General features: G+C 63.9%; 14 protein-coding genes, 1 tRNA gene and 1 pseudogene. 9 read left to right on the top strand and 7 right to left on the bottom strand.

Features of this window, described 5'->3' with window-relative positions:
- Positions 1–13: 13 nt before the first annotated feature.
- Both ACW9UR_RS19475 and ACW9UR_RS19470 read right to left on the bottom strand, forming a co-directional pair.
- On the bottom strand, positions 14–1030 hold the full coding sequence (locus ACW9UR_RS19475; RefSeq protein WP_458918729.1) for a TRAP transporter substrate-binding protein: 1017 nt from the start codon (positions 1028–1030) through the stop codon (positions 14–16).
- A gap of 178 nt (positions 1031–1208) precedes the next feature.
- Positions 1209–2255: a Gfo/Idh/MocA family protein gene (locus ACW9UR_RS19470; RefSeq protein WP_458918728.1), complete on the bottom strand. Its 1047-nt coding sequence runs from the start codon at positions 2253–2255 to the stop codon at positions 1209–1211.
- A 534-nt stretch (positions 2256–2789) separates the two neighbouring features.
- On the opposite strand from ACW9UR_RS19470, the gene ACW9UR_RS19465 reads away from it, so the two are divergent.
- Positions 2790–2881, top strand: a tRNA-Ser gene (locus ACW9UR_RS19465).
- A 140-nt stretch (positions 2882–3021) separates the two neighbouring features.
- On the opposite strand, the pseudogene ACW9UR_RS19460 reads toward ACW9UR_RS19465, so the two are convergent.
- Positions 3022–3718, bottom strand: a pseudogene (locus ACW9UR_RS19460) (IS3 family transposase); the annotation flags it as partial.
- A gap of 304 nt (positions 3719–4022) precedes the next feature.
- Here ACW9UR_RS19460 and ACW9UR_RS19455 point away from each other — a divergent pair.
- Positions 4023–5126 (top strand): efflux RND transporter periplasmic adaptor subunit, encoded by a 1104-nt coding sequence (locus ACW9UR_RS19455; RefSeq protein WP_458918727.1) that lies wholly within the window; start codon positions 4023–4025, stop codon positions 5124–5126.
- 4 nt (positions 5127–5130) lie between these two features.
- Positions 5131–8280, top strand: a complete 3150-nt coding sequence (locus ACW9UR_RS19450; RefSeq protein WP_458918726.1) for an efflux RND transporter permease subunit — start codon at positions 5131–5133, stop codon at positions 8278–8280.
- A gap of 229 nt (positions 8281–8509) precedes the next feature.
- On the opposite strand, the gene ACW9UR_RS19445 is transcribed toward ACW9UR_RS19450, so the two are convergent.
- Together ACW9UR_RS19445 and ACW9UR_RS19440 are read right to left on the bottom strand one after the other, a co-directional pair.
- Positions 8510–9520 (bottom strand): LLM class flavin-dependent oxidoreductase, encoded by a 1011-nt coding sequence (locus ACW9UR_RS19445; RefSeq protein ID WP_458918725.1) that lies wholly within the window; start codon positions 9518–9520, stop codon positions 8510–8512.
- A gap of 76 nt (positions 9521–9596) precedes the next feature.
- The gene (locus tag ACW9UR_RS19440) at positions 9597–10433 is read right to left on the bottom strand and encodes a bestrophin-like domain (RefSeq protein ID WP_458918724.1); all 837 of its coding nucleotides are present in this window, start codon (positions 10431–10433) and stop codon (positions 9597–9599) included.
- Positions 10434–10740: 307 nt separating this feature from the next.
- Between ACW9UR_RS19440 and rpsD the strand changes: the two genes are divergently transcribed.
- Positions 10741–11361: a 30S ribosomal protein S4 gene (gene rpsD / locus ACW9UR_RS19435; protein ID WP_458918723.1), complete on the top strand. Its 621-nt coding sequence runs from the start codon at positions 10741–10743 to the stop codon at positions 11359–11361.
- 90 nt (positions 11362–11451) lie between these two features.
- Here rpsD and ACW9UR_RS19430 read toward each other — a convergent pair whose 3' ends face one another.
- Positions 11452–12897 carry a polysaccharide lyase family 7 protein gene (locus tag ACW9UR_RS19430; protein WP_458918722.1) on the bottom strand — a complete coding sequence of 482 codons (1446 nt, stop codon included), beginning with the start codon at positions 12895–12897 and terminating at the stop codon, positions 11452–11454.
- Between the two features lie 90 nt (positions 12898–12987).
- On the opposite strand from ACW9UR_RS19430, the gene ACW9UR_RS19425 reads away from it, so the two are divergent.
- Genes ACW9UR_RS19425 through ACW9UR_RS19405 form a run of 5 tightly spaced genes read left to right on the top strand, consistent with a single transcriptional unit; the run spans position 12988 to position 17282 of the window.
- A complete protein-coding gene (locus ACW9UR_RS19425) occupies positions 12988–13977 on the top strand; it encodes a TRAP transporter substrate-binding protein (protein WP_458918721.1) in 990 nt (329 codons plus the stop codon).
- Between the two features lie 53 nt (positions 13978–14030).
- Positions 14031–14543 (top strand): TRAP transporter small permease, encoded by a 513-nt coding sequence (locus ACW9UR_RS19420; RefSeq protein WP_458918720.1) that lies wholly within the window; start codon positions 14031–14033, stop codon positions 14541–14543.
- 2 nt (positions 14544–14545) lie between these two features.
- The gene (locus tag ACW9UR_RS19415) at positions 14546–15829 is read left to right on the top strand and encodes a TRAP transporter large permease (RefSeq protein ID WP_458918719.1); all 1284 of its coding nucleotides are present in this window, start codon (positions 14546–14548) and stop codon (positions 15827–15829) included.
- A 20-nt stretch (positions 15830–15849) separates the two neighbouring features.
- Entirely contained in the window at positions 15850–16560 is a 711-nt protein-coding gene (locus tag ACW9UR_RS19410; protein WP_458918718.1) for a ribonuclease activity regulator RraA, read from the top strand.
- Positions 16557–17282 (top strand): FadR/GntR family transcriptional regulator, encoded by a 726-nt coding sequence (locus ACW9UR_RS19405; protein WP_458918717.1) that lies wholly within the window; start codon positions 16557–16559, stop codon positions 17280–17282. Before ACW9UR_RS19410 ends, ACW9UR_RS19405 begins: the two co-directional genes overlap by 4 nt.
- Here the strand turns inward: ACW9UR_RS19405 and ACW9UR_RS19400 are convergent.
- Positions 17279–18088, bottom strand: a complete 810-nt coding sequence (locus tag ACW9UR_RS19400; RefSeq protein WP_458918716.1) for a sugar phosphate isomerase/epimerase family protein — start codon at positions 18086–18088, stop codon at positions 17279–17281. The genes ACW9UR_RS19405 and ACW9UR_RS19400 overlap by 4 nt on opposite strands.
- Positions 18089–18185: the final 97 nt, after the last annotated feature.

Below are 18185 nucleotides of genomic sequence, written 5' to 3'. Positions count from 1 at the left end.
TATGCTTAACGCCTTACTCGCTCAAACCGATCCGTTTGATGAAGGTCTTGTGGCTGTCCACGAACTCCTGCGTCTCGGGCGAACGGGTCGCCCAGTCGTCCCAGGCAGTCTGCGCCGCATCACGGAAGGTCGCGCGATCCTCGGCCGACCAGTCGTAGATCGTTACGCCCTTCCCGGGCAGGTCGGCCAGCGCCTCGCCGTTCTCGACCAGGGTGAGCATGATCAGATCCATTGCCAGCGCCTTCTCGGCGGTGCGGATAATTGCCTGGTGCGCTTCCGGCATGGCTTCCCAAACCTCGGTCCGGCACGCCAGGTGATCGGATGACATCGAATGGAACCCCGGGAAGGTCGTGTGCTTGGCGACGTCGTAGATCCCGAGACCCACGTTAACCGCCAGCGTCGAGGCGTCGGCACCGTCGATGATCCCGGTCTCGAGCGCGGTGAAGATCTCGGTGAAATCCATCACGATCGGCGAGGCGCCGAGGTTCGCGAAGATCTCCGACTCCATCCCCGGAGGCGAGCGGAATTTCCAGTCCTTCAGATCGTCGGGGCCGTTCAGCGGCTTGGTCGAGTTCAGCGACTCCTGACCGCCGACATGCGCGCCCACGAAGGTCATGCCGAATTCGTTGTAGAGATCGTTGATCAGCTCGCGCCCGCCGCCGAAATTCACCCATGCCTGGTATTGCATGGGCGTGTCATAGCCGCCCATCGTGTCGGCGACGAACTGGAAGGCGGGATTCTTGCCGGTCTGGTACGAACCGTTCGTCATGTCGCAGTCGAGAATCCCGTCCGCGGCAGCATCGAAAGTCTCGGCCGAGGCGACGACGGCGGAGGAATAGAACATCTCGATGGCGATATCGCCGCCCGACATGGCGTGAACGTTCTCCACGAACTCGCCGATCAGCCGGCCCGAGGTCGAATCGGGCGCTTGGTGGTTCTGGATCCGCAGGGTGGTGGTCTGAGCCCCTGCCGTGGCGGCCAGGCCAAGGGCAAGCGCCCCGGCAAGCGCGGTCGATGTGGTGAAACGCATGCTTTTCCTCCTTCAGTGTCCGGTAGATCGGACAAACGTTGGCCCGCGTCGTGGCAGGCGGATGCGGGAGGCGTATCCCGCGCCCGCAGGGAAACATGCGATGTTTTTGGTGTCCAGCACTCTGTCCAGTCTGGCAGAAAAAACCGCCGCTAGGCGGAACTGCGGCCCTTCTTGACCGTCAGACCAGATCCGCAAGGCGGATCAGGCGCCCCTCCCACGACGAGGTCTCGAGCGCGGCGATAAGGCGATGAACCTCCAGCGCCTCCCGCCCGGTGGCAAGCGGAGGGCGCCCTGCATCCAGCGCTTCGGCAAAGTCCTCGATCACACCCTGGTGCCAGGCGTGGGTAAAGGCCATTGGGTCGGCACCGCCTCCGGTGCCGCCGGCGGCGCCGAAGGTCTCGGTGCTCCCATCGCGCAAGTCGACCTGCAACTCGCCGCGCGCCAGCAGCGCCGACCCTTCTGTTCCGTGGACGGTAATGCTCTCGGGCCGCCCGGGAAAGCTGGCGGTCGATGCATAGAGCGTCCCGATCGCCCCGCTGGCGAACTCCAGCCCCGCGGTCACGACATCCTCGGACTCCATCCTGTGCAGCGCACTCGTCCGCGCCATCGCCTGCACCGCCGAGACCGGCCCGACCAGCGACAGCGCAAGATCCATCGTATGGATCGCCTGACTGATCAGCACCCCGCCACCGTCCCGGGCATAGCTGCCCCGGCCCGGCTCGTCATAGTAGGCCTGTTCCCGCCACCACGGAACGACGATCTCGACCAGCGCGATTTCTCCGAAAGCCTGTGCCTTCAGCATCCCGGCCAACTTTACCGAGGCCTCGCGGACCCGGTGCTGGAACATGATCCCCAGCGGCACGCCGGCGCTCTCGCACGTGGCGACGATCTTCTCGGCGGCCTCCAGCGTGCGCTCGATCGGCTTCTCAAGCAGGATCGGCTTTCGGGCGGCAACCAGCGCATCGACAATCTCCTGCCGCGCATTCGGCGGCGTGCAGACCAGCGCAAAATCGATCTCAGGGTTTGACGCGATTTGTTCGACGCTTTCGTAGACCTTGGGCTCAGGTAGACCATGCTTCGCAGCAAAGTCCGCGGCAAAGGCGCGCGCCTTGTCTGGAGAAGTGGACATCACCCCTCCAAGCACGACACGATCACCGATGTCGGCAATCGCCGCAGCATGCGTACCCGAGACCATCCCGAGGCCGATCATCGCGATGGTCTTCATCGTTTTCTCCGGTTGATTGGCTCGGTCAAGGGAAGGCCGCCGCAGACCTGATAGGGTACAGAGCCCGTGAATATTACCTACCGGTAGGTAGTGGGTCAACGCACTTTGTCCGGTCTCGAAGCGCCTCGACGGGACTTCTACCGTCGTACCCGCAAACAGCATTCCCCGGTGAAGAAGATCCGCATCGTGCTCGAAGGCTTGCGCGATGGGGACGACTGCGAACGGGGTATGCGGCAACCGAGAAACTCGAGATCACCAGGCTTTGGCCACCAGCAAGACTCCGTCTCGACGCAGCCCAAGAGGAAGGCGCGCGATCTGGGCCATTGCGTTATTTGCGAACGCAAGCGCGGCGCGCCCGGCTGGATTGCCCCCACGTATTCAGCGCGCTTCTGTGTTAGGGAAAATTGACCGGATCATGCCCGAACCCAGTGCCTTTCGGTGCCATCTTAGCCGGCTTTGGGGTTCTGGATTTTTTTCGGGAAGGGGCCAGTTTCGCCTTGTAGTCTCCATGTTTGCTTGGCTATACGCGTCCTCGGAGACGTGGCCGAGTGGTCGAAGGCGCTCCCCTGCTAAGGGAGTAGACGGCTTAAACCGTCTCGAGGGTTCGAATCCCTTCGTCTCCGCCACCATACATAAAACACTTTTATTCCAAGGATTTTCTAGCGGGCCTGGCAGCTTGTCGTCCAACGTGGTCCACAGATAGGCCGAGTAAGACAACATGCGCTACCTCGTTCAGCCTCGATCACAATTGGTTTCCCCAATGCGCCAAACCCAGACAGATCGAAGAGCTTGAAGTGATTGGGTAACAGCATCGCCGACGACCGTCATGGGTCCGGTCCCGGACGAAGTAGAAGGACCAGACGTGGTTCGGCCGTTCCGGCCGCAGCCGTATGCACGATCCCTCGTTGAGCCAAAGCCGGCAGCGCTTTCTCTGCTTTGATGGAGCCTTCCGCCCTTCACGCCTCCGCTTGCCATCGTCCTCGGACTGATGGTTCGCCGCTCGACCCGCTGGTGATTCACATGCCAGCCAGCCTGGTTCAGCAGCGCCGTAACTGGACGATAGCCATAGCGGCCGTACTGTCGTGCCAACCTGGTGATGTCCGCGGTGAGCTGCTTTTCGTCCGCCCCCACGGGAGCCTTGCGCTGGGTCGAGCGGTGCTGGCCGAGCGTGCGGCAGGCCCGGCGTTCGGACATGCCAAGGGTCTGTCACACGCGGTCTATGCATCTGCGACGGCGTGAAGGGCGCAGGGGTTTACCTTTGCCGCCTCCGTCAGGATCAGCCTCTCGAGCGCCAGATCGGAAACAGCACGCCGCAGCCGCTGGTTCTCCTTCTACAACTCCTTCAGGCGCTTCAGTCGATCCCGACTCATGCCGCCGTACTGGCTACGTCACCGTTAGTATGTCTACTGTTAGAATGTCTGCTGTGTGTCGCTGATCTGGCGCACCGCGTCCGCGACATTCATTCCTTACCCTTGCAGCACCTCAATCTGCCGAAGCTTCGTGACAATGGTCTCGGGCTTCACTCGCTTCCCTGCCATCTTCTGGTCCTCCAAATAGAGGGGTAGATATAACCTGTTGGTGGCCCCCTTCAGAGGGGCATTCCATTCAGCCCGCCAAAAGGCCTTCACCCGGTTATCTCAGAAAACTTCTGAAACCGGTCCACTCCATCGGGGTAGATCGCACCGAACCCACGCCGTTCTCCGAGTTTTGGAAATCCATCCGCTGCTGTTAGCGTTCAGGCAACCAAATAGAATCATGGTGCCACTGATGAGAATGCTTGTCTTGGGGATGGTCTTTGCCGCAGCAACAGCCGGTGCTCAGGACACGCCGCCTCCGAAGGTCGTTGTGGCTGCCGCGTATACGGAGGAGATCACCGAGGAGGCGACATTCGTCGGTCGGGGCGAAGCGAAAGACCGGATCGAACTGGTGGCGCGGGTCAATGGCTACCTCGACGAAGCCCTGATCACCGATGGCGCCGCGGTGTCCGCCGGCGAGTTGCTGTTCGTAATCGAACCAGAGTCTTACGAAGCGACACTGGAAAGCCGGCGCGCGGACCTGGCCCGGGCCGAGGCAAACCTGGATCTCGCCACGATCGAGTTGGAGCGCAAATCGGAGCTGGTCGCCCGCGAAGCCATACCGCAGTCCGAGCAGGACGTGGCGCAGGCAAACAAGCTGGCGGCGGAGGCGGATGTCCGGGCAGCGCAGGCAGCGGTCCGGCAGGCCGAACTGGAGCTGAGCTACACCGAGGTGCGTGCGCCATTCGATGGCAGGCTGGGCCGGATCGGGGTAAGTGTCGGCGACGTGGTGGGGCCGGGCAATGCGCCGCTGGCAACCCTGGTGCGCGAGGCACCGATTTTCGTGTCGTTCTCGCTCAGCGAGAAGGAGTTGCTGGATGTCCGGCTGGCCTATGGCGAGCCGAGCGCGGCGGAATTGCCGGATCACGGGCCGGATGTCTTCGTCGGTCTACCCAACGGCGTCGACCTGGAAGAGGCCGGCAGGCTGGTTTTCGTCGAGAACCGCATCAATCCTCTGACCGGCGCGATTGCGGTGCGCGCGGAATTCGAGAACGCACGACGGCTGATCCTCGACGGGGCCTTCGTGAACGTACGGATCCAGGCGATCAACCCGGTGGAGCGCACCATGATTCCGCTGGCTGCGGTGCAGCGGGACCAGCGCGGGGAGTTCGTGCTGGTGGTCGGCACCCAGCAGACCGTCGAGCAGCGCTACGTTACCACCGGCCGGACCTATGGCACGGCGGTCGTCGTCTCGGAGGGGTTGCAGCCCGGCGAGTCCGTGATCGTAGAGGGCCTGCAACGTGTCCGTCCCGGGGTCACCGTCGACGCGGTGATCGCCGGCACTGGCGGGAACTGAGCTGGTGTTCTCGTCGATCTTCATCACCCGCCCGAAGATGGCGCTGGTCATCTCGATCGTCCTCACAGTCATGGGCGTTCTGGGCTATGCCGCGCTGCCGGTCGCCCAGTTCCCCGAGATCACTCCGCCGGTCGTCAGCGTCAGCGCGAACTATACCGGCGCCAACGCCGAGACGGTCGAGAACACCGTCGCCGCCCCGATCGAGGCGCAGGTGAACGGCGTCGACGATATGCTCTACATGACGTCGACCTCGTCGGATTCGGGCGGCTATTCACTGAACGTGACCTTCGAGGTGGGCACCGATCCCGACATCGCCTCGGTCAACGTGCAGAACCGCGTCGCGCAGGCAACCTCGGCGCTGCCGTCCGAGGTCACCAACTCGGGCGTGGTGACCAAGAAATCCTCGACCAACATGCTGCTGGTAGTGACCCTCGTGTCGCCGAACGGCAGTTATGACGAGGTGTTCCTTTCCAACTACGCCTCGATCAACCTGAAGGATGCGCTGGCGCGGGTTCAGGGCGTCGGCAATGCCGAGGTTCTGACCGATTTCCAGTACGCCATGCGGCTGTGGATGGACGCCGACCGGATGGCCTCGCTGGGCATCACGCCGGGGGATCTGATCTCGGCTGTGCGGGAGCAGAACGTCGAGGTGTCCGCGGGTCAGCTGGGCACCCCGCCCGCGCCCGAAGGGCAGACCTTCCAGTATACGATCAAGACGCAAGGCAGGCTGTCGTCGCCCGAAGAGTTCGGCAACATCGTCGTGCGCACCGGCGATGCGTCGAGCATCGTACGCGTCCGCGACATCGCCCGGGTCGAACTGGGGGCCAGCTATTACAACGCCTCGGGGCGGTACGACGGTGTGCCCGCGACGGTTCTGGCGGTCTACCAGGCGCCTGGGGCGAACGCGCTTGCGGTGGCCGAGCGGGTCCGGGCTGAACTCGACCGCCTGTCGGCTGTATTCCCGGACGACGTGACCTACGAAGTTCCCTACGACAGCACGCTCTTCGTCGAACAGTCTCTGGCCGACGTTCAATCGACGCTGGTGCTGACCTTCATCCTGGTGATCACCGTCGTCTTCCTTTTCCTCGGCAACTTGCGCGCGACGGTGATTCCGGCCGTGGCGATCCCGGTCTCGCTGATCGGCACCTTCGCTTTCCTGCTAGTGTTCGGCATGTCCCTCAACACGATCTCGCTGTTCGCCCTGGTGCTGGCCATCGGCATCGTTGTCGACGACGCTATCGTCGTGGTCGAAAACGTCGAGCGGATCATCCTCGAAGAGGGGCTCTCCCCGGCCGAAGCCACGCGCCGCGCCATGGGGCAGATCACCGGGCCGATCATCGCGACGACGCTTGTGCTGCTGGCGGTCTTCGTACCCGTCACCTTCATGCCTGGCATCACCGGGCGGCTCTATTCACAGTTTGCGGTCACGATATCGACCGCTGTGGTGATCTCGTCGATCAACGCACTCACCTTGTCGCCGGCACTCTGCGCGCTGATCCTGAAGCCTCGAACCGGCGAGGCGAGAGGGCTGCAAGCCGTGTTCGAGCGCGGCATCTCGGGGATGCGCGCGGGCTACATGTTCGGGGTGCGCCGACTTCTGCGCGCGCCGGTGCTGGGGCTCGTGATCATCCTCGCGCTGATGCTCGGGACCGGAGGGATCATGTCGCGCACCTCGGCAGGGTTCATCCCGCTCGAGGACAACGGCAACCTTTTCGTCGACATCCAGCTTCCCGACGCGGCCGCGCTCAATCGGACCGAGACCGTGACGCGCCGGGTCAATGCGCAGCTCGCCGAGATACCCGGCGTGTCGAACACGGTGCTCGTCAACGGCTTCAGCATGCTGAACGGCAGTGGGTCGAACGGCGCGATGATCATCGTCAATCTCGATCCCTGGGATGAGCGCGACACGCCGGAGCTCAGCGCCAACGGTGTGCTCAACCAGATCCTCGGCATAGCCTCGCAGGAGATCGGCGCCTCCATCGTCGCGTTCAATCCGCCGCCGATCTCGGGCCTCGGCCTGAGCGCAGGCGTCGAGATGGAAGTGCAGCAGACCGGCGGCGGCAGTCCGCAGGACCTGTCCGCGGCGTTGGGCTCGCTGGTCTACGCGGCGAACCAGCGGCCCGAGATCGGGCAGGCCTACACCACCTTCCGCTCGAACGTGCCGCAGGTCTTCGTCGATCTCGACCGAGAGAAGGCGAAGACACTCGGGGTGCCGGTCTCCGAGGTGTTCCAGACGATGCAGGCCTATCTCGGCTCGTTCTACATCAATGACTTCAATCGGTTCGGACGGGTTTACCGGGTGATGATCCAGGCCGAGGGCGACCAGCGGGCCGAGGTCTCGGACATCGGCGGGCTCTTCGTCCGCTCGCAACAGGGCGAGATGGTGCCGATGTCGACGCTGGTCGAGGTCGAGGATGTGCTTGGCCCCGTACAACTCCGCCGTCACAACCTGTTCCGCTCCGGAACGGTAACGGCGATCCCGGCCCCGGGCCTCTCGTCCGGCGACGCGATCCGCGTCTTGCAGGAAGAGGCGCGGACCGCGCTGCCGCCTGGCTACGCCTTCGAATGGACCGGGACGGCACAGCAGCAGTTGGCCTCGGCCGGGTTGGTCCAGGTGATCCTGCTGCTGGCGCTGCTCTTCGGGTATCTGTTCCTCGTGGCGCAGTACGAAAGTTGGACTATGCCGCTGGCGATCCTGTTGTCGGTGACCGTCGCGCTGTTCGGCGCGGTCGCAGCAGTCGCTCTCACCGGGTCGGACATCAACCTCTACACGCAGATCGGGATGATCATGCTGATCGGACTGGCCTCTAAGAACGCGATCCTGATCGTTGAGTTCGCCATGACCCGGCGCGACGACGGCCTGTCGATCCGCGAGGCGGCGGCCGACGCCGCGACCCAGCGCTTCCGGGCGGTGATGATGACGGCGCTTTCCTTCCTGCTCGGCGTGATCCCCCTGGTCGCAGCCAGCGGTGCAGGGGCCGCGAGCCAACGCGCCATCGGTGTCGCGGTCTTCGGCGGCATGCTCGCCGCAACCGTGCTCGGCGTCATATTGGTCCCGATCCTCTACGCGGCGCTGCAGTCCATGCGCGAATGGGTGAAAGCTCGGCTGGGCGGTGCGGGGAAAGGGAATGACGACCGTTCTGCGACAGGCTGAATGACGGTTCGAACTCTGGCCTAGCACTCTCGCTTGTGCGGCGGCCTCTTTCCCTTCAGAGGCAACGTCGCGCTAAGCAGCGCAAAGTGCCTGGCGCACGGTCTATTCGCAGCTCGCCCTTCCAGTCAGTCCGGAAAGACGCGGCGCAGCGAGGGACGACAATTGCTCAGAAACCTCTCAACAGGGGGCACCGGCCCCATCGCAGGCGACCAACCGCCCTAAGAGAGGCTTACTCTGTCGCCTTGGGATCGGCCGCGATTTCGACAAGTGCTTCGGCGGCGATCTCGAAAGACCGGCGGCGGGCTGCGTGGTCGTGGATCATGCCGGTCACCATCAGCTCGTCCGGCTGGTACTGCTCCACGAGTTCCGTCAAGCGAGCCCGTACCATCGCCGGGCTGCCGACCGCCGCGCAGGACAGCGCCGCATCGACCTGCGCACGCACAACGGGCGGCACCTCGGCACCGACATCCTCGACCGGCCGCGGCAGTTTGCCGGGACGCCCTGAACGCAAGCGCGCGAAGGCGAGGATCTGAGAGGATTGCAGGTAGCGCGCCTCCTCGTCGGTATCGGCGGCGCAGACGCCTGCGGCCATCATCGCGTAGGGCCGTTCCAGCCACTCGGAGGGGCGGAAGTGTGCGCGATAGATCTTCAGCGCCTGGTCCAGCATCTGCGGCGCGAAATGCGAGGCGAATGCGTAGGGCAGGCCCAGCTGCGCCGCGAGTTGCGCGCCATAAAGGCTCGAGCCGAGGATCCAGACCGGGACGCCCGTGCCCTCGCCCGGGATCGCCCTGACACGGGCGTCAGGGTCTGCGCCATGCAGATAGCCCAGCAGCTCCATTACATCGCCGGGGAAATCGTCCGAACGATCCATCGACCGTCGCAACGCCCGCATTGTCGGCTGGTCCGTCCCCGGCGCTCGACCGAGCCCCAGGTCGATCCGGCCGGGATGGAGCGTCGCCAGCGTGCCGAACTGCTCGGCGATCACCAGCGGCGCATGGTTGGGCAGCATCACCCCGCCGGCGCCGACCCGGATGCGCGAGGTTTCGGCCGCGACCCGGGCCATGACCACCGCGGTCGCCGCGCTGGCGATCCCGGGCATGTTGTGATGCTCGGCCAGCCAGAAGCGGTGGTAGCCCAGCGCCTCAGCCTGTTTCGCAAGGTCGATCGTGTTGGAGAGCGCGTCTGCGACGGTGCCGCCTTCGGGTACGGGCGCGAGGTCGAGAAGCGAGAAATGCTGCATGTCCGATCCTTCCGTGGACCCCAGACCTAGGTATGCCGTACCGCCGCGCCAAGGCTTGCGCCGGATCAACCTGACCCTAGCGCGCCATCGCCTGTTCCATGTCGGCGACCACCGCGAGCATGGTGCCGTGGCGGACCTGCAACAGCCCCTCCACCGGCCGGTCCAGATCGGTCACGACGATCATCACCAGGCAGAGCGTTCCCGCGAAGGAGAACGTCCGCCAGGTCAGCTTGCGCCCATGCAATGCGGAGCGGTTTCCGACCAGGAAGATCGACACCGATGCGGTGAGCAGGATCATCAGTTTTACGATATCGGCGATACTCTTCGAAGACGCGGCGACACGGTCCGTATGAGCGTCTAGGACGCTGGTGATATCGGTCGCGATCAGGCTGCGGATCGGCGCGGGCGTGTCGCCACCGGTCGCCTTTAGCACCAACGGCCACAACTTCGCCTGAACCGCGAGCGTCCGCGTTAGATAGGCGTCCAACTGTTCCCTGGTGCGAAGCGCATGATCGGCCGGCAGGCGCGTCCTCCCGTAGTCAAGCAGCGCCGTCTTGAGATCGGTCCTTCCCGGGTCTGCAAGAAGATCCGCATGCAGGAAAGCGGTGCCAATCATCGACACCTCGTTCACCAGCGCGGTCTGACGGTCGTTCATCCAGCTCATCGCCGACCCGTAGGTGAATGCCAGTAGGAGCCCGAGAAGCGCGAGCATCGCGCCAAGCGACGTATCGCCTGGCAGAGACGACGGAGGCTTCGTGGCATAGCCCCGCCTGATGTATTCGGACCGGCCGGCCCGAAAGCCGAGAAGGGCCATCAGGGGCAAGGTGATGAGTATGATCAAGATGATTGCCCAGAGCGGAAGCAACTGCTCGCTGATGTGCGCATAGAGAAGTCTGGACGGCGAGGTTTCCAAGGAGATGCTCCGCAGTGAAGGAGTAGTTGCAGAGGAAAGCATTGCACATCGGATCCATTGGCGCGCAAGTGGCAAGGAGCGTCCGAACGCGGAGTGTGATCGTCGCGGCGGGCCGAGCACCTCTCCCACCGGATGGAGCGTTGACTCCGCTGCGGCGGCCTGTATAAGGCCCGGGTTTCCGGGGCCCGACAGGGTCATCGGGATATTTGGTGTTTGTGGCCCCCGCAAGGGGATGCCTGTCGGCCGAACCCGCTAAGGGGGGGAGGCAAAGGAAAGCACCTTTCATACATGATGAAAGGATCCAGCCGTGACCAAACGCACGTCTGCCAAGTACAAGATCGACCGCCGCATGGGCGAGAACATCTGGGGCCGCCCCAAGTCGCCGGTCAACCGCCGCGAGTACGGCCCGGGCCAGCACGGCCAGCGCCGCAAGGGCAAGATGTCGGACTTCGGCCTCCAGCTCCGCGCCAAGCAGAAGCTGAAAGGCTACTACGGTGACATCACCGAGAAGCAGTTCCGCCGCATCTATGCCGAAGCCGAGCGTCTGAAGGGCGACACCGGTGAGAACCTGATCGGCCTGCTGGAGCGCCGCCTGGATGCCGTCGTCTACCGCGCCAAGTTCGTGCCGACCGTGTTCGCTGCCCGCCAGTTCGTGAACCACGGCCACGTCAAGGTGAACGGCCAGCGCGTGAACATCCCGTCGTACCGCGTCAAGGAAGGCGACGTGATCGAGGTCCGCGACCGCTCGAAGCAACTGGCCATCGTGCTGGAAGCCACCAGCTTGGGCGAACGTGACGTTCCGGACTACATCTCTGCCGACCACAACAAGATGACCGCCGAATTCACCCGCACCCCGACCCTGTCGGACGTGCCCTACCCGGTGATGATGGAACCGAACCTGGTCGTGGAATTCTACGCCAAGAACTGATCGGCCTCGGCCTGATCGGACAGGAATTCAAGGCGCCGGCATCTGCCGGCGCCTTTTTTGTTTTCGGGTATGCGACCGGGCGCGAACCGCTCACTCGTGCGTGGCCTCAAGCTTGAAGAGCGTCACCTGATCGTAATCCCGCTCTGGCCAGGTGGTGGTGTTGTTCTGCGAATAGGCCCCTGCCTTGAAATACATGAAATCGTTTGCCGTAGAATAGCCGCTGTCGCCCATGTCGAACGGCTCGGCCTCGATCACCGTGCCATCGTCGCGGATGATCTTCACGTGCAGCATAGGCCGTAGCGCGCCATCCCGTTCTTCCGAGGTCACGCGGATCTCGTAGGAGAACACCTCGTCCAGCGCGATCCCGTCCGCCGGGTTCTCGGCGAAGTCCCCCCGGTCCCCGATCACATCGATGTAGATGTCATCTGCGCCGACCGGTTCGTGCGCGTAGTAGATCGACCCGAACTTGTTCGTCGGCAGCTTGCGGTAATACAGCCGGATCGGCTCGTCGTCCTTGGCGTGGATCTGACCGATGATGACGCGCCCGACCTTGCCGGCCTCGCCCATCCGGGTGACACGGTTCACGGCCAGCGTCGCGCTGAGCGTGCCGTCCACACCGCCCGCAAGCTCATGCACGTCCTCCGGGGCACTCGAGAACACCCAGTTGTTCCTGTTGGGCGTGCCGTCGTCGATCCGCGTGCTGATGCTCTCGTCGCCGCCGCGTAGCATTTCGCGCAACTCGGTCCGCACGTAGGAGGAATTCTGCGTCGTGGTCCCACCGGGCACCGCGCGAAACACCATGCCGCCGGTGACCGGGTCGGTATAGAAATACTCGGGGTCGGACCAACCCTGAAGCTCGTTCTCTTCGATTTCATCGACCTTACCGTTTCCGTCCCGGTCCACAGGCAGGGTAATCTTCCAACGCTTCAGGTCGAAATTCTCGCTGGGCGGAACGTCAGTGCGTAACCCGTAGGCGCTGACTCCGTCGACAACGGCTACGTCCGACCCGTCGCCGGTCGTGGCGATCGCGCCCGAGCCGCAGCCGAAGGCCTGCACCTCGAGCAAGCTGTTCCAGTCGCTCTTCTCGTTGCCATAGCCCGTCACCCGAAGGTAACGCGCCTCGGTTTCCTCCACAGGGAAACGCTCGATCGCAGTGGTCAGCGCCTCGCTCTGTGTCTCGCCAAGCACCGACTGAAAGCTCTGGCCATCAAGTGACGTTTCGATGCTGAACCGGGTGCTACGTTCATTGCCCTTGTACCAGGACAGGCCGACTTCGCGGATGGACTGCGCTGCTCCCAAGTCCAATAGCAGCATCTTTCCCGCACCCTCGGACGACCAGCGCGATTCGGGGTCGAAATCTCCGTCGATGGCGCGCTCGGGGCCGTAGACGTCATCAAAACCTCCGTCATCCTGCGCGGCCGCGATCGCCAGTTGAGAGATCCCGCTGCAGTCCTGCGCCGCGGCTGCCGAAGCCAATAAGCCAAGGGCCGCAAGGCAGCCCAACCCGAGCGCGGTGGTCCGGTGATGGATCGACATTCTTTCCTCCCTCAATGTCCGATTCCAAATTTGTCTTGATTTGTAATTTTCATGCAGTAACAAATCAAGTCCACCAAAAGGGAGGGACACATGATCCACAATCGTCTTGCAACTTTCGCCTCGGCGCTAGCCATTGTCGCCATGAGCACTGCCGCCCCGGCGCTCGGTGCGGAAAACTGGCGCGGCTGGAACATCCACGTCGAGGACTACCCGGTGTCGCACGGGATGGAGAAATTCGTCGCCGACGTCGAGGAAGCAACCGGCGGCGAAGTGACCGGCAAGGTCTATCATTCGGGGGTCCTGGGCTCGCAGCCCGACGCGATCGAGCAGCTGCGCCTCGGCGCTATCGACTTCGGTGTCTTCAACCTCGGCCCAATGGGCCAGGCCGTGCCCGAAGCGAACGTCGTCCTGCTGCCGTTCATCTTCAAGAGCATCGACCAGATGCACACGCTGATGGATGGCGAAGTCGGCGATCTGATCGGCGAAGGTATGGAAAAGAAGGGCATCGTCGCCCTGGCCTGGTACGACGCGGGCGCGCGCTCGTTCTACAATAACGAAAAGCCGATTGCCTCGCCCGATGACGTGGCCGGCATGAAGGTCCGCGTGATGAACAACGACCTGTTCGTCGGCATGATCGACGCGATGGGCGGCAACGCCACGCCAATGGCCTTTGCCGAGGTCTACCAGTCGCTGAAAACCGGCGTGGTCGACGGCGCTGAGAACAACCCGCCGTCCTACGAGTCGACCAACCACTTCGAGGTGGCGAAATACTACTCGATGTCCGAGCACCTGATCATTCCTGAGTGCCTGTGTATCAGCAAACAGTCCTGGGACAAGCTGACCCCCGAGCAGCAGGACGCCGTATACAAGGCGGGCCGCGAAAGCGCCGAGATGCAGCGCCAGCTTTGGGCCGAGCGTGAAGCCGCGAGCCTGGAGAAGGTGAAAGCGGCGGGCGTCGAGGTGAACGAGATCGCCGACAAGTCGGCCTTCCAGGCAGCGATGGCCCCGGTCTACGACCAGTTCCTCGAGGCCAACCCGGACCTCGTTCCGCTGGTCGACGCCATCCGCAACGCCGACTGACACCATTGCCGGGGCGGGTGCGCCCTGCCCCGGCACTCGCAGGAACTTTTCCCATGACCACACTCGGACGCCTCGACGCCGGTCTCGACTGGGTGCTGACGGGCTTGCGCAACATCTGCATGCTGATCGCATCTTTCGGCATGGTCGCGCTGATCGTGACCTTCGGCTGGCTGGTCTTCGGCCGCTACGTGCTGAACGCAACCCCCACCTGGGTCGAGCAGCTCGGTCTGCTGCTGGTCGGCTACATCACCTTCCTCGGCGCTGCCGCCGGCGTGCGCGACGACAGCCATCTGGGCGTGACCTTCGTCCGCGACGGCTTCGGCCCCCGCGTCGAGGGCCTGTTGCGCCTGCTGGGCGATGCCATGCTGACCGTGTTCGGCGGCTTCATGTTCCTCGCCAGCCTCGAACTTGTGCGCTTCGGCTGGCAGACGCCGCTGCCGATGCTGGACATCCCCGAAAGTTTCCGCGCCGCCGCCCCGATGATCTGCGGCGGACTGGTCTGCCTCTTTGCCGGAACCCGCGTCCTGCGCCGGATCCTGTGCACCTTCATCCCGCAGGAGACCTGAACATGGGCCTGACCATCTTGCTGAGCCTCTTCGGCTTCAGCGTCCTGATCGGCGTGCCAGTCGCTTTCGCCATGGGCATCGCCGCGCTGGCTGCCTTCTTCTACGAAGGCTTCCCGCTGCTCATCACCTTCCAACGCACCATTTCGGGCGTATCGGTCTTTTCGCTTCTCGCCATCCCCTTCTTCGTCTTCGCCGGAGAGCTGATGCTGCACGGCGGCATCGCGCGGCGGCTGGTCCACTTCGCCTCGACACTGGTCGGGCACGTGCGCGGAGGTCTTGGCTCAGTTAACATCCTGTCGAGCATGCTGTTTGGCGGGATCTCCGGCTCGGCGGTCGCGGATATCTCGGCACTTGGCTCGCTGTTGGTGCCGGTGATGAAGGAGCGTGGCTACCGGGCGGACTACGCGGTGAACGTCACCGTCACCTCGTCGATCGCGGGCATCGTGATCCCGCCCAGCCACAACATGATCATATATGCCGTGGCGGCGGGCGGCGGCATCTCGATCTCGCGCCTGTTCCTCGCCGGTGTGCTGCCCGGCATCCTGATGTGCCTCTGCATCGCGGTCGCCGCCTATATCCTGGCGATCCGACACAACTACCCTGCCGAGGCCTTCCCCGGCTGGAAAGCGGTGTTTCTGGCAGCGGCAGACGCGGTCCCCGGCCTGATCACCGCGGTCATCATCGTCGGCGGTGTGCTCTCGGGCGTCTTCACCGTCACCGAATCCGGCGCTTTCGGCGCGATCTACGCCTTCGCGCTGACCACGCTGGTCTATCGCACGCTCGGCTGGGAAGAGTTCAAGCTGGCCGTCGTCAACGCGGTGCGTACCACCGCGATGGTGATGATCCTGATCGGCTTCGCCAGCGCCTTCGCCTACCTGCTGGCACTTTACCAGGTTCCGGCGTTGCTGAGCGACGCGCTGCTCAGCCTCAGCGAGAACCCGGTGATGATCCTGCTGATGATCAATCTGATGCTGCTGGTGCTGGGCATGATCATGGACATGGCGGCGCTGATCCTGATCTGCACGCCGATTTTCCTGCCCATCGCGAAAAGCCTCGGAATGGAGCCCGAGCAGTTCGGCATCATGCTGCTGGTGAACCTCGGCCTCGGTCTTTGCACGCCGCCGGTCGGCACCTGCCTGTTCGTCGGCTGCGTCGTCGGCAAGATCACCATCGAGCAGGCTGTTCGCAGCATCTGGCCATTCTACCTCGCGATCTTCGCTGCGCTGATGCTGGTCACCTACGTGCCCTGGGTCTCGATGGGCCTGCCGAACCTTCTGTCTCCCTGATCTCCCGAAAGGACAAACCGATGCTGAAACCGGAAACCCGCGACGCGCTGATGACCGTCAGCACCGCGACGCTGACAACGGCGCTTTTCAAGCGTGGCTTCAAGAACTGCTACCTGCAGGGGCCGCAGCGTCTGCGCCCCGGACCGAACATGGTCGGCTATGCCTACACGCTGCGCTACATCCCCGCGCGCGAGGACCTCGACGGACTGGAAAGCTTCGCCGACCGCGAGAACCCGCAGCGCAAGGGCGTCGAGGAATGCCCCGAAGGCGCGGTCTTCGTCGTGGATTCCCGTGGTGACGCGCTGGCCGCCTCGGCCGGGTGCATCCTGGCGACCCGCCTGCAGAAACTGGGCTGCGCCGGGATCGTCACTGACGGCGGCTTCCGCGACGCGCCCGAGATCGCCGCGCTCGACATGCCCTCCTACCACGTGCGGCCCAGTCCGCCGACCAACCTGACGCGGCACCATGCGGTCGGCATCAACGAGGCCATTGCCTGCGGCGGTGTCTCGGTCTTCCCGGGCGACATCATGGTCGGCGACGGTGAAGGCGTGGTCTGCATTCCCGCCCACGTGGTCGAGGATGTCACCGCCGAAGCGGTCGAAATGACCGCGTTCGAGGATTTCGTTCTGGAATGCGTGCAGGACGGTGCGTCGACATTTGGCCTTTATCCGCCCACCGATCCGGATACAAAGGTGCGCTATCAGGAGTGGAGAGCAAAGGCCGGGCGATGACAGCGTTGGGGACGGATCAGCTGGGTCAGGGTCGCAGGCGTGGGCGCACGCTTGCCGACCAGGCATACGAGCGGGTCTTGGCGATGATCGTCGACGGCAAGATGGCGATCGGCGACAAGCTTCCGACCGAGAAAGAGCTGTGCGGCACGCTCGAGGTCTCGCGACCGGTGCTGCGCCGCGCGCTCGACCAATTGCGCGAGGATGGCGTCATCGTCTCGCGCCAGGGCTCCGGGTCCTTCGTGAACCGCCGTCCGGACGAAGCCGCGCTGAAGTTCGCCCCCGCAGGTTCAATCGCCGATATCCAACGCGTCTTCGAGTTCCGCGCCGCCATCGAAAGCGAGGCCGCCTACCTGGCCGCCCAGCGCCGCACCGAGGTCGAGTTGAAGGACATGCGCAAGGCGCTTGCCGCGCTGGACAAGTGCATCGAGACCGAGGCTCTGGGCGTCGCCGAGGACGACGAGTTCCACCGGCTCGTCTGCGCCGCCAGCGACAACCCTTACCTCGCTTCGGCACGCAACTCGATGAAGGCCAATATCCTGACCGGCATCAACCTGACCCGCAATCTGTCGCTGACCAAGACCGTCGAGCGTCTGGAACTGGTACAGGCCGAGCACTATGCGATCATGGATGCCATCGAGCGCAAGGACGGTGACGCCGCGCGGCAGGCCATGCGCGCGCACATCGAGAATGCGCGTCGCCGGATGTTCGACGGAACCGCCTAGCCCAGCAGCGCGCGGATCCGGGTCAGATCGTCTCGCAGGCAAGCCAGCACTTCGTCACCCATGCGATGCCCCTGCCCCGAGGGATGCGTGTATTCCGCCGGCAGACAGTAGTCCCCCGCGTAACCGATCTGCTGCAACGCGCTGACCGCCTCGCCCCAGTCGTAGGTCGAATGCTGGTGCGTGCTCCAGTGAATGCGATAGCGGGCGATATCCTCGGGGCCATTGGTCCGCATCCGGATCGCGCTTTTGAAGTTCACCAGCCGCGTCAGATAGGGCCGGACGATGTCCACCGCCATCTCCACCGGCTCTCCGTCCATCGCGCAATGGGCGAAGTCGAGCACCGCGAAGGCATGGCGCGGCTCGAAGGGTTGGAGCATCTGGTGCAGGCCGATAGCGCTGCCCACGAAGTCGTTGGCATGGTTCTGAATCCCCAGCGCCGTGCCCGCGTCCTCAAGCAGGGGCACCAGTTCCTCCATCTGCCTTTGATGTCGGGCGACCGAGGCATGATAGCCAAGCCCCATGTCGATCCTCGCGCAGAACCGCAGCACGCCGACACCGGCTGTCCCGCAGGCCGCGACGGTGCGCGGATCGGGGTCCGCCGCGATGCTTGGGATCGACAGCCCCCGCTCGGCAAAGATCCGGGCGGCCTCGGTCAGGGCCATCTCGACCCCCTCGCCCGGTGCGACCTGATAGCCGTCGCGCACGGTCAACTCGACCCCGTCGAGGCCCAGCGAGGCGACCGTATCGGCGAGCGCTTCCAGCGACGTATCCGGCCAGGGCTTGGTGAAGACGATGACTTTGGACATGAAAGCTCCGAGGCGTTTTGACACCCGCAACATTTACCAATTATAACAAATTTCACAACCAGCCCGGAGCCTCTTCGGTCCCGGAATTGCTAGCGAA

Source organism: Halovulum sp. GXIMD14794, from assembly GCF_054457455.1.
The sequence above is the reverse complement of the archived record's forward strand: the minus strand, read 5'-3'. Positions and strand labels throughout refer to the sequence as shown.

Bases quoted from the DNA above. Each gene is read 5' to 3' on its own strand.
- ACW9UR_RS19470 (WP_458918728.1), bottom strand. From the start codon at position 2,255: ATGAAGACCATCGCGATGATCGGCCTCGGGATGGTCTCGGGTACGCAT.
- ACW9UR_RS19445 (WP_458918725.1), bottom strand. From the start codon at position 9,520: ATGCAGCATTTCTCGCTTCTCGACCTCGCGCCCGTACCCGAAGGCGGC.
- ACW9UR_RS19400 (WP_458918716.1), bottom strand. From the start codon at position 18,088: ATGTCCAAAGTCATCGTCTTCACCAAGCCCTGGCCGGATACGTCGCTG.
- ACW9UR_RS19410 (WP_458918718.1), top strand. From the start codon at position 15,850: ATGCTGAAACCGGAAACCCGCGACGCGCTGATGACCGTCAGCACCGCG.
- ACW9UR_RS19405 (WP_458918717.1), top strand. From the start codon at position 16,557: ATGACAGCGTTGGGGACGGATCAGCTGGGTCAGGGTCGCAGGCGTGGG.
- ACW9UR_RS19475 (WP_458918729.1), bottom strand. From the start codon at position 1,030: ATGCGTTTCACCACATCGACCGCGCTTGCCGGGGCGCTTGCCCTTGGC.
- ACW9UR_RS19425 (WP_458918721.1), top strand. From the start codon at position 12,988: ATGATCCACAATCGTCTTGCAACTTTCGCCTCGGCGCTAGCCATTGTC.
- ACW9UR_RS19430 (WP_458918722.1), bottom strand. From the start codon at position 12,897: ATGTCGATCCATCACCGGACCACCGCGCTCGGGTTGGGCTGCCTTGCG.
- ACW9UR_RS19415 (WP_458918719.1), top strand. From the start codon at position 14,546: ATGGGCCTGACCATCTTGCTGAGCCTCTTCGGCTTCAGCGTCCTGATC.
- ACW9UR_RS19455 (WP_458918727.1), top strand. From the start codon at position 4,023: ATGAGAATGCTTGTCTTGGGGATGGTCTTTGCCGCAGCAACAGCCGGT.
- ACW9UR_RS19420 (WP_458918720.1), top strand. From the start codon at position 14,031: ATGACCACACTCGGACGCCTCGACGCCGGTCTCGACTGGGTGCTGACG.